11 protein-coding genes are annotated in these 14,009 nt (G+C 66.9%); 7 read left to right on the plus strand and 4 right to left on the minus strand.

Annotation, left to right across the window (positions count from 1 at the left end):
* Positions 1 to 117: 117 nt before the first annotated feature.
* From fdxA to A8950_RS18120, 4 genes are all read left to right on the plus strand, one after another.
* On the plus strand, positions 118 to 453 hold the full coding sequence (gene fdxA / locus A8950_RS18105; protein WP_133615082.1) for a ferredoxin FdxA: 336 nt from the start codon (positions 118 to 120) through the stop codon (positions 451 to 453).
* A gap of 624 nt (positions 454 to 1,077) precedes the next feature.
* A complete protein-coding gene (locus A8950_RS18110) occupies positions 1,078 to 1,635 on the plus strand; it encodes a CarD family transcriptional regulator (protein WP_279513066.1) in 558 nt (185 codons plus the stop codon).
* Between the two features lie 281 nt (positions 1,636 to 1,916).
* The gene (locus A8950_RS18115) at positions 1,917 to 2,723 is read left to right on the plus strand and encodes a hypothetical protein (protein ID WP_133615084.1); all 807 of its coding nucleotides are present in this window, start codon (positions 1,917 to 1,919) and stop codon (positions 2,721 to 2,723) included.
* Between the two features lie 73 nt (positions 2,724 to 2,796).
* Positions 2,797 to 3,279, plus strand: a complete 483-nt coding sequence (locus tag A8950_RS18120) for a PAS domain-containing protein (protein WP_166645266.1) — start codon at positions 2,797 to 2,799, stop codon at positions 3,277 to 3,279.
* Here A8950_RS18120 and A8950_RS18125 read toward each other — a convergent pair.
* Together A8950_RS18125 and A8950_RS18130 are read right to left on the minus strand one after the other, a co-directional pair.
* Positions 3,276 to 5,096: an adenylate/guanylate cyclase domain-containing protein gene (locus A8950_RS18125; protein ID WP_133615086.1), complete on the minus strand. Its 1,821-nt coding sequence runs from the start codon at positions 5,094 to 5,096 to the stop codon at positions 3,276 to 3,278. The two genes, A8950_RS18120 and A8950_RS18125, sit on opposite strands and share 4 nt — an antisense overlap.
* 23 nt (positions 5,097 to 5,119) lie before the next feature.
* Positions 5,120 to 6,601 (minus strand): M48 family metalloprotease, encoded by a 1,482-nt coding sequence (locus A8950_RS18130; RefSeq protein ID WP_133615087.1) that lies wholly within the window; start codon positions 6,599 to 6,601, stop codon positions 5,120 to 5,122.
* Positions 6,602 to 6,830: 229 nt separating this feature from the next.
* On the opposite strand from A8950_RS18130, the gene pip reads away from it, so the two are divergent.
* The 3 genes from pip (at position 6,831) to A8950_RS18145 (ending at position 12,380) form a co-directional block, all read left to right on the plus strand.
* Positions 6,831 to 7,781 carry a prolyl aminopeptidase gene (pip, locus tag A8950_RS18135; RefSeq protein ID WP_133615088.1) on the plus strand — a complete coding sequence of 317 codons (951 nt, stop codon included), beginning with the start codon at positions 6,831 to 6,833 and terminating at the stop codon, positions 7,779 to 7,781.
* 196 nt (positions 7,782 to 7,977) lie between these two features.
* Positions 7,978 to 10,731 (plus strand): glycosyltransferase family 2 protein, encoded by a 2,754-nt coding sequence (locus tag A8950_RS18140; protein WP_133615089.1) that lies wholly within the window; start codon positions 7,978 to 7,980, stop codon positions 10,729 to 10,731.
* Positions 10,728 to 12,380: a glycoside hydrolase family 17 protein gene (locus A8950_RS18145; protein WP_133615090.1), complete on the plus strand. Its 1,653-nt coding sequence runs from the start codon at positions 10,728 to 10,730 to the stop codon at positions 12,378 to 12,380. The genes A8950_RS18140 and A8950_RS18145 overlap by 4 nt, the downstream gene beginning before the upstream one ends.
* A gap of 43 nt (positions 12,381 to 12,423) precedes the next feature.
* On the opposite strand, the gene A8950_RS18150 is transcribed toward A8950_RS18145, so the two are convergent.
* Both A8950_RS18150 and lepB read right to left on the minus strand, forming a co-directional pair.
* Positions 12,424 to 12,825 carry a hypothetical protein gene (locus tag A8950_RS18150; protein ID WP_133615091.1) on the minus strand — a complete coding sequence of 134 codons (402 nt, stop codon included), beginning with the start codon at positions 12,823 to 12,825 and terminating at the stop codon, positions 12,424 to 12,426.
* 10 nt (positions 12,826 to 12,835) lie between these two features.
* Positions 12,836 to 13,894 carry a signal peptidase I gene (lepB, locus tag A8950_RS18155; RefSeq protein WP_133615092.1) on the minus strand — a complete coding sequence of 353 codons (1,059 nt, stop codon included), beginning with the start codon at positions 13,892 to 13,894 and terminating at the stop codon, positions 12,836 to 12,838.
* Between the last annotated feature and the right edge of the window lie 115 nt (positions 13,895 to 14,009).

Consider the following 14,009-nt stretch of genomic DNA (forward strand, 5'->3'; position numbering starts at 1 on the left):
TCCCGGACCCTGTGCTAGCTAGCGCCAAAGAACCCGTCCAGCACCAGAGCAACCCGGTCCGTACCCGTCGGCAGGACCGAGCCGGTGCGGGTCGGCCGGATTTCAGGAGTGGCGTTCATGGCCTATGTGGTGACCGAGGCTTGCATCAAGTGCAAGTACATGGATTGCGTCGAAGTCTGCCCGGTCGATTGCTTTTATGTCGGCGCCAATACCCTGGTGATCCATCCCGACGAATGCATCGATTGCGGCGTCTGCGAACCGGAATGCCCGGCTGATGCCATCCTGCCCGATTCGGAGCCGGAGGCGGCCAAATGGCTGGATTTGAACCGGCAATATGCCCAGACATGGCCGAACATCACCCGCAAGGGCGAATCCCCCGCCGATGCCGACGAGTGGAAGGGTGTCGCCGGCAAGTTCGAGAAATTCTTCGACCCCAATCCCGGCAAGGCGTAGGCCCGGAGGGCCCGTCTGTCGCAGCCGGCGGGCAAGCCTAAGATTTCCGTCCCAATGCGCCGCTTTGCCGCGGCAATTAAGCCATAGTGAATCCAGATTTGGGTGGCGCACAGCCCGCTCACGCTATCGCCGGTAGGACTGCCTACTGCGCGCGGCGCATGCCTGCCTTTCCTTGAATTCGGGGCCGGTTTTTGCTATAAAATACACCTAGGTCGTTGGGGCGGAATCTGTTGGAAAGATTAATCTTTTCGCGCCGTCCAAGCCTACAAGTGAGTGAGAGCCAGACTCGGAATCCAGGGTGAAACCGAGAACGGTTCTTTTTGCCGTGGCCCAAGCCAGTGACGGATCGCGGCAACAAGCAATGCCGTCCCGGACGGGACCGGCAGCCATGCGTCCTAGGCGCCGCTGGGCTGCGGGGGCAACCGTTCAAGGAACCGGCGCGGACCCTATATGTTCCAGGGTCGGCAGCCGGCGGACGGCGGCAAGGTTGAGGCCGCTGGTAGAGACCGGACCCAATATTGGCCCGAAAAGGCTGTGGACCGGAATTGATCGCCTTGATGCCCGGACTGCGGGTGCCGGCATTTGAGGCTGGGTGTTCTGTGATCGGATGAGATGGAGCCAGACGTGGTCGAGAAAGTAGCGAAGAAGGCAGCCGGCGCGGTCAAGGAAAAGGCCAGCGCGGCCAAGGACAAGGATAGCGGTTTCCGCAAGGGCGATTTTGTCGTCTACCCGACCCATGGCGTTGGCAAGGTGATGGGCATCGAAAGCCAGGAAATCTCTGGCCACGCGCTTCAGGTCATCATCATCCTGTTCGACAAGGACCGCATGACCCTGCGCGTCCCCGTGGCGAAAGCCAAGAATTCCGGCCTGCGCAAGCTCAGCAGCAAGAAGGTCATGGAGACCGCTCTGCAGACCCTCAAGGGCCGTTCCCGCGTGAAGCGCGCCATGTGGTCGCGCCGCGCCCAGGAATACGAGGCCAAGATCAATTCCGGCGATCCGGTGTCGATTGCCGAGGTCGTGCGCGACCTGCATCGCAATGCCGACCAACCGGACCAGTCCTACAGCGAACGGCAGATCTATCAGGCGGCGCTTGACCGCTTGGTCCGTGAACTCGCAGCCATCGAAGGCATGGACGAGGAAGCGGCGACTGAACGCCTGCATCAGGTCATGAAGGCGGCCTGACGGACGCCGACCGGACGCAATTTACCGGCTCTCTCCTCAGAGAGGCTCCCCGAGCGGCGCGACCGCTGACGACGGATGGACACCGGATCCCCTTCCGGCCCATCCGTCGGGGGATTTTTCCAGCCACCTGATCGCTGCCCGCCCGTTTGCGCGCGCGTCCCTTCGCCCCTCGCGGGGAGTATCTCCTCCTTCACCAGCTTGGCGAGGCGCACCGATCTTATCGGGTGCGCGGGCATGCTATGCTGTGCGCTATCGCCCGATTCGCCAGGCACGGCTGCTGCATGCCCGAAAGAGAAAAATTCGCCATTCTGAAGAAGGCCGGCCGCATCTGGACGATTTCGCCGGTCCATGGCGAAAGCGCCCGGCTGGCCGCCCTGCATCACTATATCGGCGATCAGTTCGAGCCGGCGACCGACCGGCTTGTCTACCTGGGCGGTTTCATGGGCCACGGTCCCGACGTTGCCGGAACTCTGGACGAGATCATCCGGTTTCGCCGCGACATCCTGGCTCGCCCCTGCATGTTCCCCGAGGACATCGCCTATCTGCGCGGCCAGCAGGAGGAGATGTGGTCGAAGCTGCTGCAACTGCAATTCGCCCCCAATCCACGCGAGGTCCTGCCCTGGATGCTGCAGCAGGGCGTCGGCCCGACGATCGGCGCCTATGGCGGCGACCCGGCCGAGGGCATCATCCATTGCCGCGAAGGCGCCGTCGCCATCACCCGCTGGACCAATTCGCTGCGCGCGGCGCAACAGGCAAGGCCCGGCCATGCCGCGCTGATGACCAGCATCCGCCGCGCCGCCTATACCGCCGATATGGGCTTGCTCTTCGTCCATGCCGGGCTCGATCCGGACCGCCCGCTTTCCGCGCAGGGCGATTCACTGTGGTGGGGCAGCGCCGGTTTTGGCAGCCTCTCAAACCATCCCTATGGCGATTTCCTGAAGGTGGTGCGCGGCTTCGACCGGCAGCATGGCGGGCCGGCGGCGGGCACCTTCACTTTGACCTTGGACGGCGGTTGCGGCTACGGTGGCAAGGCCCTGGCAGCCCTGCTCGATCCACGCGGCGAGGTCCTCGACCTGGTGGAAGCATAGACCGACGGGCCACTTCTTTGTCGATCGGGTTAAGGAATTGACTGGCAACGACCGACAAGTGGATAGCCCACTGGTGTGGGAATTCTATCTGTACTGGCGCGCCCTCGCCGACGGCGCCATACCGCACCGCGACCAGTTCGATCCGACCGCGGTGCCAAAGCTGGTCCCCAGCCTGCACATCGTGGAGATGGAGGCGGAGACGAACCGGCTGCGTTATCGCCTGGTCGGCACGCGATCGGATTCCCTCGCCGGGTCGAACCTGACCGGCCGCTATCTCGACGAATTCTTCCAGGGCGAGACCGAGCCCGCCGCGCGCTTCTTCGATACGCTCTATCGGCGGATCGCGCAAAGCGGCCAGCCGGAAATGGGCGAGTACACCTGGCCGACGCCATCAGGCACCCGGCTGTTCATCGCCTTTGGCGTGTTTCCTTTCCAGGCCACCAGCCCGGATTACCACTACTTCTATCTTGAGGATCTCAGCGACATCTATTCCGAGCGTCGCCGGTCACCCTGGTGGTCTGCGCCGATCTCCGACCCGCAGCGGCCGCCTGGCTAGGCGCCGTTGCCGAGGCGGTAGATCTCCGTCGCCTCGGCACGGCCGGGCAGCACCTCGCGCCCCAGCGAGGTGACCGGCAGATCGGGCGGCAACCGATGCACGGTATCGGCCGAAAGCGAGATGACCGCCGAGCGCAGGCCGTCGTCGACCTGCTTGCCGAATTGTTCGAGGCGCTGCGCGATGTTCACCGTGTCGCCGACCAGGGTGTAGTTGATCCGACCCGGCGCACCGATATTGCCGGCGATGGCCCGGCCGGTATGAATCCCGATGCGCACGCGCACCGGGGTCAGACCCTTGCGCGCCCGCCGCGCATTGTCGGCAGCAAGATGCTGGGCGATGGCAAGCGCCGCGCGCGCCGCGCGCGTCGCATGGTCCGGCTGTGCCTCCGGCGCGCCCCAGAAGGCCATGATGGAATCGCCGATATATTTGTCGATGCTGCCGCCCTGCGCCTCGATATGGCGCCCGAGCAGCGAGAAATGCCGGTTGAGGAAGGCGGCAAGGCGCTGTGCGCTCAGGCGCTGCGCGATCCCGGAAAAGCCGACGATATCGGTAAAGAGCACTGTCACCTCGACCTCGCGCGAGGCCAGCTTCTCCTCGCTGTCGGGCTGCATCAGGAGGGGCACCAGCGAGTGCGGCACATAGGTCGAGAACCAGCCGAGGCCGGAGCGCATGCGGTTATAGGCGTCCGCCGCCACGTCGATCTCGGCAAAGCGGCTGTGGCGCAGCGTCGGCGCCTCGTTGAAGGATAGGGCCGCCAGGTGGCTGGTGGCCTCCGCCAGCGCCCGCATCGGCCGTCCGATCAGGAGACCCAGCACCAGAGCCAGCACGATTGCGATCAGGATCACGACCAGCGCGCCGAACAGCGCCGTCTCCAGTGCGGCAAAGACCTCCGCCACCTCGGCATAGGGCAGATGCACGCCGATGATCATTGGCATGCCGAGGAGTGCCGGCGCGTATTTGAAGATGATGAGGTGCTGGCCCTCGCCGACCCCGACACTCTGCTCCTGCACGGGTGCGGTCCGGCCGGCGGCGACCTCGGTCACGCGCGCCTGGCGCGCATCGAAGTGGGACAGCACCGCATCGCCCACCTGATCGAAGCGCGGCAGCGGCTGCTCGGCGGTAAAGACGAGATCGCCCAGAAAAAGATTGGGATGTGCGAAGACGATGCCGTCATCGATCAGCACGAAGGGTATGGCGGTGGGGTTGACCGCCGCGTCCACCAGACGGCGCGATATGGTCGGCAGCGAGACGACGGCGGTGAAGACGCCGACGAACGCGCCGTCGATATGGACCGGCGCCCGCGCCGTCATCAGCGGCTCGCGCAGGGCCGTGATGAAGGTGGGCCGGCCCCATTCCGGCTTGCGCGCCCGCTGGCCATCGGCCAGGGCACGCTCGATCTCGGCATCGCCACGGCCGTCGATCAGGCGGCTGAAGAAGGGCTCGTCATTGACCTGCCGGCCGGCCACCAGGGTCTGCAGGTCCGGGCGGATGAAGCTGACGCCGTTGATCTGCGGCGAGGCGGAGAGCGAACCCATGAGCAAATCAGTCAGGCGCTGGTCGTCGAGGGCAGAGACCTTTCCCTCGGCGACATAGCTGGCGAGGAAGGCGACCTGCTGCAGGGCCGGGTCAAGCTCCGCCTGCAACGACTGCTCCAGCGTGCGCAACTCGCGGCCGGCGATGGCGTTGAGCAGTTCCTCGGTATTGTCGGCGGCGATCACGCTGATGCCCCAGGTGACGGCGGCGATCGCCAGGGTGGCGAGACCGCCGAAGGTCAGCGCCAGGACCAGCCAGATGGGCAGGCGGATGAAAGGGGCCATGACGCGATCGGGACGGGGCCGGATCAGTAGCCGACGATCTTGACGATCTGGCCGGCCTGCAGGGGCTGGCCGTCGTCAAGCCGATTGAGCACCCGGAACCACTCGACCTTCGCCTCCTCGACCGCCATGCGGCTGGCAAGCCCCTCGACCGTATCGCCCGCCTTCACCGTGACGAGGCGGATGCGCAGCGGCCGAATGCCGGCCGTCTCGCCGGCCGAGATCTGGCGGAAGGAATTGGCCGTCGCCGAGAAATTGCCCTCCTGCGCATTGAAGGCGCTCTCGGGTGCCGCAAACAGGAAGCGATAGACCTTGTTGTCGACGAAGCGCACCGCCAGCAGGCGGAAGATCGCCCGCTGGTTGTTGATGCTGCCCCGGGTCGTGCCGGTCGCCCCCTCCATGCCGTTCACATTGATGCGCTGTACGTTCTCCACCTTGGCCTTGGCATTCCACTGGCTCTGCACATAGGTGGCGAGGTCGCCGACATTGCCCGGCGCCAGGTCGAAGATCATGGCGCCGTTCTGGCCCTGGGCGATGACGGCATCGGGCTGGTTCTTGATGCGCCAGCCCTGCGGCACGGTGAAGGCGAAACGGAGGTCAGGATGCAGGAAGTCGCGGCCGCGGACGATGCCCTGCTTCGGATCGTCGCCATAGAGCATGCCGTCGATCTGCCTCAGATATTCGTTACGCGCCAGCATGGCATTGGGGTCGGCCGGCCCGGCCTGGGCGATCGCCTGTTGCACGCGCTCGGGTGTGCGCGGGTGGCTCTGCTTCCAGTTATAGGCATCGGCCGCCGCCTCGTTGCCGGCAAGGCGCGCCTGCAGGCGGGTATGGGCATTGAGCGCGGCGAGGAAGCTCGCCATCGCCTGGGGGTCGTAGGTGGCGCGCTTCAGATAGCGCACACCCAGCGAATCCGCCTCGAATTCCTGGGACTGGCTGTACTGGCCGAGATAGCCGCCGGCCAGCTCGCTGCCGAGCGACCCCGCCATCTGCGCGCCCTGCTCGCCACCCAGGATGGCCCCCAGCAGCGTGCCGATCATCAGCCCGGCCTGCGCCTGCTGCGCCGCGCCGATGCGCTCGGCGGTGTGGCGCCCGGTGACGTGGCCCACTTCATGGCCGAGGACGCCGGCCATCTCGGCCTCGTTGACAGCCAGCGCCAGCAGGCCGCGGGTGATGTAGATATAGCCGCCGGGCAGGGCGAAGGCGTTGATCTCGTGGGAGTTCAGCAGGGTGAAGGTGTATTTGACCTCGGGCCGCTCGGACGTCGCCGCCACGAACTGGCCGACCGAATCGACATAGCGGTTGAGGGCCGGCAGCTCGTCATAGACGCCGCCGAACTCGGCGATGATCTTCGGGTGTTCCTTGGCGCCGATATCGGCTTCCTGCGATTCCGAGACCGGCGTCATGAAGGTGCGCCCGGTGGCGGGGCTGCGCGCCTGCATGCAGCCCGTGACCAGGGCGGCGATGGTGGCGAGGGCGAGGGCTGGGAGAAGTCGCTTGGCGCGCATGCCGGGCACTCCGGAATCGTTGGGTCTCGAATTGCTGCCGATATTACCTTGGACGGACGCGCCGGCGGCCAGTTTTTTCACCCTCACGCAGGCGTGAAGGCCGGCGCCGGCCACTTTCCCGCCTTGGCGTGATCCTCCCGGAACCCGTTGAATCCGGGACGGTTCCGCGTGCTATAACCGCTCTCCGCCAGCGTCGAGAAGCCACTTTCGAGAAAGTTCGCCCGCCATCATGGCTGCCAAGGACCTGTTTCCCGAGATCGAGCCCTTCCGGGTGGGAGAACTGCCCCTCGACGACATCCACACGATGTATTTCGAGGAGAGCGGCAATCCGGTCGGCGTGCCGGTCGTCTTCCTGCATGGCGGCCCGGGCGCCGGTGCCAATGCCAGCCACCGCCGCTTTTTCGATCCGCGCCATTACCGCATCGTCATCTTCGACCAGCGCGGATCCGGCCGCTCGACGCCCCTGGGCGAGATCCGCAGCAACACCACCCCGCTGCTGATCGAGGATATCGAGCGCCTCCGGCGCCATCTCGGCATCGAGAAATGGTTCGTCTTCGGCGGCTCCTGGGGCTCGACCCTGGCGCTGGCCTATGCCGAGTTCCATCCCGAGCGGGTGCGCGGCCTGGCACTGCGCGGCATCTTCCTCTGCCGCCAGTCCGAGATCCAGTGGTTCCTCTATGGCATGCAGGAGCTGGCGCCGGAGGCCTGGCGCGCCTTTGCCGGCTTCCTGCCCGAGAACGAGCGGCACGACCTCCTCGGCAATTACCACAAGCGGCTGATGAACCCGGATCCCGCCATCCACATGCCGGCGGCCCGGGCCTGGAGCGTCTATGAGGGCAGCTGCTCGACCCTGCTGCCCAGCCCCGAGACGGTGGCGGCCTTTTCCGGCGACACGCTGGCCCTCGGCCTTGCCCGCATGGAGGCGCATTACTTCCAGAACGGCATCTTCCTGCCGGAGAACTTCCTCCTCGATCACGTCGACCGCATCCGCCATATCCCGGCCGTGATCGTGCAGGGGCGCTATGACCTCGTCTGCCCGATCCGCTCGGCCGACGACCTGACCCAGGCCTGGCCGGAGGCGCATTACCAGGTCATTCCCAATGCCGGCCATTCGGCGATGGAGCCCGGCACCCGCGCCGCCCTGATCCAGGCCATGGAGCGCTTCAAGCAGTTGAGTTGACCGGCCGCGCCGACCCCCCAGCCATAGAGGTGCTGCTCAGGACCCGGCGCGCGGCTGCTTCTTGCGATGCAGCACCACGGAACTATTCCCAATAACTCACGTTTTCTTGTCGTGCCCGGCCATTGGGAGCACTTGCAAAAATGTCGGGAAGAGCCGATTTTCGGCGCGAAGCTTTTCCCGGGATGACGGATCTCTCATGCGTTTCAGCAATTGGCTCATCGGCCTCGCCGTGGCCGTCATGGTGGCGGCTGTCTGGTTCGTCATGAACCGGCCGGTCGAGGAGAACCCGTTCCAGGGCGATCTCAAATCCCTCTCCTATGCCGCCTGGCGGCAGAGCCCGGCGCTCGAGCGCCGCGACCCCACCATCGACGAGATCCGCGCCGATCTCGCCGTCATCGCCGGCCAGACCCGCGCCATCCGCACCTATGAATCGGCCGGCATCAGCGGCCGCATCCCGGAGATCGCCGACGAGCAGGGCCTGACCGTCACCGCCGGCGCCTGGATCGATGTCGACCAGGCGGCGAACGAGCGCGAGATCGCCGCCCTCATCGCCACCGCGAGGAACGTCGGCAGCGTCAACCAGGTGATCGTCGGCAACGAATTCCTGCACCGCCACCGCGAGCCCGGCGAGACCATGGATTTCGATGAGGCCAAGGCATCGCTGATCGGCTATCTGCGGCGCGTGCGCGCCGAGACCGAGGTGCCGGTCTCGACCGCCGAACCCTTCGATCTGTGGCTGGAGAATCCGGAACTGGCCGACGAGGTCGATTTCATCACCGTTCATATCCTGCCCTTCTGGAACGGCATCAATGCGGAACAGGCGGTGCAATGGACCATGGAGCGCTACGAGGCGATCCGGCAGCGCTTCCCGGAGAAGCGCATCCTCATCGGCGAAGTCGGCTGGCCGAGTGAGGGCCTGACCCGCAACACGCTGCCCGATGAGCCCGCCGAATACCAGGACCAGGGCGGCGCCGAGGCCTCGCCGGTCAACCAGGGCCTGTTCCTGCGCCGCTTCCTGCTGGAAGCCAAGAAGGAGAACATCGACTACAACATCATCGAGGCCTTCGACCAGCCCTGGAAGATCAAGACCGAGGGCGGTGTGGGCGCCTATTGGGGATTGTGGAACGCCGAGCGGCAGCTGAAGCCGGCCCTCGAGGGAACCCTCATCAACTTCGCCGGCTGGCAGAACTTCGCCATCGCCACGGTCGCGATCGGCCTGCCCTTCGTGCTGATCATCCTGCGCTCGGAACTGGGCATGACGCGGCGCGGCCGCTTCTTCGTGGCGCTGCTGGGCTTCGGCGGCGTGCTCACCGCCGTCCTCATCTATGCGCAATACAGCCAGCTCTATCTCTCGATCTACGATCTGATCGCCCTGGCCGCCGTGGCGCCGGCCTTCGTCCTGCTGCTCGCCATCTTCCTGATCGAGGGCCTCGAAATGGCGGTCAATCTGTGGCTGGGCCAGACCAGAAGGCGCCTGGTGCCGCCGCCCTTGCATGCCTCGTGGCGGGTGCCGAAGGTCTCGGTGCATGTGCCCTGCTACAACGAGCCGCCCGACATGATGATCGAGACGATCCAGGCCCTGGAGCGGCTGGACTATCCCGATTTCGAGGTCCTCGTCATCGACAACAACACGAAGGACGAGGCGGTTTGGAAGCCGGTCGAGGCCTATATCAACGGCCTCAACCGGCCCAATTTCCGCTTCTTCCATTTGCCGAAATGGCCGGGCTTCAAGGCGGGCGCCCTCAACTATGCCCTCACGGTGACGCATCCTGAGGCCGAGATCATCGCCACCATCGACAGCGATTACGTGGTGAAGCCCCGCTGGCTCTCCGACCTCGTGCCGCATTTCGCCGACCCCTCGGTCGCCCTGGTCCAGGCGCCGCAGGATTACCGCGACGGCCATGAGGACCTCTTCAAGCGCCTCTGCTTCTGGGAATATGCCGGCTTCTTCCATCTCGGCATGAAGACCAGGGACGAAAAGAACGCCATCATCCAGCACGGCACCATGGCCCTCATCCGCCGCCAGGCCCTCACCCAGGTGGGCGGCTGGGGCGAGTGGTGCATAACCGAGGATGCCGAGCTGGGCCTGCGCCTGTTCGAGCACGGCCACCGCGCCATCTATACCGAGAAGAGCTATGGCCGCGGCCTGATGCCGGACAGTTTCGACGCCTATCGGAAGCAGCGCTATCGCTGGGCCTATGGCGCGATGCAGATCCTCAAAAAACACTGGCGCGAGCTGATGCCCTTCACGGGCAAGCGCCTGGAACCCTCGCAGCGCTACCAGTTCATGGCCGGCTGGTTGCCCTGGATCGCCGACGGGCTGCAATTGTCCTTCGTGGCGCTGGCCATCCTGTGGACGCTGGGCATGATCTTCTATCCCCAGGTGATCGCCCCGCCGCTCGCACTCTATCTCTTCGTCACCATCGGCATGTTCCTTTTCAAGGTAGGGAAATCCTTCTGGCTCTATGCCGAGAAGGTGCCCTGCTCGTTCCTCGACAATCTCGGCGCCAGCCTCGCCGGCCTCGCCCTCTCCTATGCCGTCGGCAAGGCGGTGTGGCGCGGCATCTTCACCTCGAACCTGCCCTTCCACCGCACGCCCAAGATGGAGAACGCGCCGGCGGCCCTGCGCGGGATCGTCACCGCCTGGGAGGAGACGCTGGTCTTCCTCGCCCTCATCGGCTGCGGCCTCCTCACCCTCCACGAACGCTGGGTCGAGCGCGACGCGCAGCTCTGGGCCGTGCTCTGCTTCGTCCAGGCGCTGCCCTTCGGCGCCGCTCTGGTGCTCTCGATGATCAATGCGCTCCGCCTCGGCCGCGGCCGGCGGCCGAAACAGCCCTCGCTGCAGGCCGCCATCGCGCTGGCCGATGGCCGCACCCCCGGCAGTTCTGGCCACCCGCTGCCCGACGGTCCGGGCGGCGAGTCGCCCAGCCCGCAGCGCGAAGCGGCGTGAGCGGCGACATGCCGATGCCGCTGCGCTGGCTGGTGGCGCTGGCTGTCGCGGCCGCCCTCGGCATCGGCTTCTGGGCCTGGATCGGGCGCGGCATCGACCTGCCGCCCGCCCCCAGCCCCAAGCTCGCCTGCCTTTCCTACACGCCGTTCCAGGGCGCGCAGACGCCCTATGATCCGAGCCTCGTCATTCCCCCTGAGCAGATCGCCGCCGATCTCGACCGCCTGCAGCCGGTCACCGATTGCATCCGCATCTATGCGACCGATCAGGGCATCGATGCGACCGTGCCATTGGCCGCCGAGCGCGGCATGCAGGTCCTGCTCGGCATCTGGGTCGGCAGCGACGCCGCCCTCTACGAGAAGCAGATCGCCCGCGCCATCGAACTGGCGCAAGCGCACCCCGCCGCCATCAAGGCGATCATCGTCGGCAACGAGGTGCTGCTCAGGGGCGAGCAGAGCGGCGAGACCCTGGCCGAACTGGTGCTGCGGGTGAAGGCGGCGACCGGCCTCCCCACCACTTACGCCGATGTCTGGGGCTTCTGGCAGAAGGCGCCGCAGGCCCTGGTCGACGCGGTCGATTTCCTGACCATCCACCTGCTGCCCTATTGGGAGGACGACCCGGCCCCTGCGGAGGCGGCGATCCAGCATCTCGATTTCGTGCTGGAGACTATGCAGGCGCAGTTCCCGGGGAAGGCGCTGATGGTGGGCGAGACCGGCTGGCCCTCGGCCGGGCGCGCCCGCGAGGATGCGGTGCCGAGCCTCACCGAGCAGGCGAAATATCTGCGCCTCTTCATGCGCGACGTCGATGCGCGCGGCATCGACTACAACATCATCGAGGCCTTCGACCAGCCCTGGAAGCGCCACCAGGAAGGGGCGGTGGGCGGCTATTGGGGCGTCTTCGACGGCGCGCGCATGGCGAAATTCGACTGGACCGGCCCGGTCAGCAACCATCCCGACTGGCCGTGGAAGGCCGGGCTGTCGCTGCTGATCGGCCTTGCCTGCCTCGGCCTCGCGCGGTTCCGCCTGCCTTCCTCCTCGCCCCTTGCGGGAGAGGGTTTCGCAAGCGCCCTTCTCGGCGCCGTCCTCGCCGGTGCCGGCGGTAGCGCCATCATGCTGCAGCTGGAACGCGCCGCCCTCATCGCCGTCAGCCGCCTTGATGCCGCGATCGAGGCGGCACTGATCCTGCAATCGCTGCTGGTCCTCACGCTGGCGCTGCGCGGCTCGGCCCAGCTGGCGACCGCCCCGCTGGCCGCTGCCACGGATTGGCTGCGGGCGCCGCGGCGCCGCGCCGCGCCGCTGGCCTTGGTGGCGCTGCTGCGCGCCCTTGTGCTGGGCGGCGCCGCGCTGGTCGCCCTCGCCCTCTGCTTCGACGGGCGCTATCGCGGCTTTCCGCTCGCCACCTATGGCCTTCCCGCCATCCTCTTCTTGGTGTTGCAGTGCCGCGCCGGCCGGCTGCTGGGCGCGATAGCAGACGGCCGCGAGGAGCGCCTGCTCTCGGCCATCTTCCTGGGCTGCGCCCTGTTCCTGCCCTGGTGGGAGGGGTTCAACAATGCCGAGGCGCTGGCCTTCGCCGCGATCCTGCTGGCCTTCGCCCTCGGCCTCGCCGGCGCCTGGCGCCGCGCCCCGGCCAATCCTGTCATCGCTGGGGCTTGACCCCCACCCTCCCTGCAGGGAGAGGGCTTGTTGCCGCGATGCCCTAGCGCCTGAGCAGGGCGAAGAGCGCCATGATGAGCCCGCCCGCCGCCGGCCCGGCATTGTAGAGGACGAGGCCCAGCGCCCCGGCGGCAAGGCCGAGGGCGATGGCCAGGCGATGGCGCGTCAGCAGCGCCAGCACGCCGAAGCCGAGCGCCGCAAAGGACCAGCCGGCCCACATGTTGAAGCGCACCAGCACCTCGCGCGGGCCGCAATACCAGGGGGCGGTGGCGGCATCGAGGCAGGAAAGCCCGATCGGCGTCGACTGGATGAGGCCATAGCGCAGCCAGAAGGCGACAGCGAGGCAGGCCGCCAGCAGCAGCGCCCAGGGCCAGGCGCGGCGCCAGAAGGGCAGCAGGCGGAAGGGCAGCAGGTGGAAGGGCAGCAGGGCGCGTTCGCTGGTCATGGGCTGATTCTTAGGGAACAGCAGCGCCGGCTTCAAGTTCCGGCAACAGCGAGCGGCCGAGGCGCGACCAGTCGCGCCCCAAATCGCCGCCATCGCCCGGCCAGTAGACGAAGCTGGCGATGCCGACGATGTCGCCGATCGCGACCGGCCCCATGACGCGGCTGTCCATCGCATTGTCGCGATTGTCGCCGAGGACGAAGACATGCCCCTCGGGCACGGTGAAGCTGCCATGGTCGCGGGCGACACCCTCGCTCCGCCGGATGAGATAGGTGACGGAACCGGGCGCCGCATCGTCCCCGCCGGGCAGCGTCTCGCGGAACAGCTGGTAGCGCCCGCCAAGGCCGGCGGCCTCTGCGGGCGGACCGGCGGGTTGCGCCAGCAGCGGCCCGCCATTGAGGGTGAGGTGGCCGTCCGCCGTAAAAGCGAGGACATCGCCCGGCAGGCCGATCAGGCGGTGGATGAAGGTAGCCTCCGGATCCGCCGGCATCGCATAGAGGATGAGGTCGCCGCGCCTCAGCACCGCCCGATGCGCGGGCGATTTGGCGGCAAGGATGCGATCGCCCGGCACCAGATTGGGCAGGCCGGAACGCGTCGGGATGGAGAAGGCCTCGATCACCGCGCTTGGCGGCGCCATTTGGGCAAGGGCGAAACCCGCCGCGAGCGCGCCGAGGATGAACGCGCCATATTGCCAGGGGCGCGGCAGCGGCCGGTCCGCCCGCAAGCGGTGGTCGCGCCGGGCGAGGCGCACGGCGCCGGTCATTGCCACCAGCAGCACCAGCAGGTTGAACCCGAACCAGAGCGAGAAGGCGAGCGCCCCCGGCCAGACAAGATGGAAGGCCAGCGCCAGGCCAAGCCCGGTCCCCGCCATCACCACCCAGTTGGCAATGCCGAAGCGCCAATACCCGGCATGGAGATGCCCCAGCCCCGGCGCCAGGATTGTGAGGAGGACGATCACCCAGGCCCGGCGCGGGCGGACGGGCAGTCGCGGATCGGCGGGCCGGGAAACGGTGGGCCGGGATTCGGGGGAACGGGAATCGGAGGAACGGGAATCGGGGGCGCTGGCGGTCATCGGCAATTTCTGGCTGTCATTTCATCCGGCGCACCACCCTAGAGCGTCGACCGCGAGTCCGGCAATCCACAAAAGAAAAAGGCGGGGCCCGGGGGCCCCGCCTTGTCGGTTCGGT

Origin of the sequence: Dongia mobilis (assembly GCF_004363235.1) — a bacterium.
Taxonomy (GTDB): Bacteria; Pseudomonadota; Alphaproteobacteria; order Dongiales; family Dongiaceae; genus Dongia; species Dongia mobilis.

Bases quoted from the DNA above. Each gene is read 5' to 3' on its own strand.
- fdxA (WP_133615082.1), top strand. From the start codon at position 118: ATGGCCTATGTGGTGACCGAGGCTTGCATCAAGTGCAAGTACATGGAT.
- A8950_RS18115 (WP_133615084.1), top strand. From the start codon at position 1,917: ATGCCCGAAAGAGAAAAATTCGCCATTCTGAAGAAGGCCGGCCGCATC.
- A8950_RS18125 (WP_133615086.1), bottom strand. From the start codon at position 5,096: ATGGCCCCTTTCATCCGCCTGCCCATCTGGCTGGTCCTGGCGCTGACC.
- A8950_RS18130 (WP_133615087.1), bottom strand. From the start codon at position 6,601: ATGCGCGCCAAGCGACTTCTCCCAGCCCTCGCCCTCGCCACCATCGCC.
- pip (WP_133615088.1), top strand. From the start codon at position 6,831: ATGGCTGCCAAGGACCTGTTTCCCGAGATCGAGCCCTTCCGGGTGGGA.
- A8950_RS18140 (WP_133615089.1), top strand. From the start codon at position 7,978: ATGCGTTTCAGCAATTGGCTCATCGGCCTCGCCGTGGCCGTCATGGTG.
- A8950_RS18150 (WP_133615091.1), bottom strand. From the start codon at position 12,825: ATGACCAGCGAACGCGCCCTGCTGCCCTTCCACCTGCTGCCCTTCCGC.
- lepB (WP_133615092.1), bottom strand. From the start codon at position 13,894: ATGACCGCCAGCGCCCCCGATTCCCGTTCCTCCGATTCCCGTTCCCCC.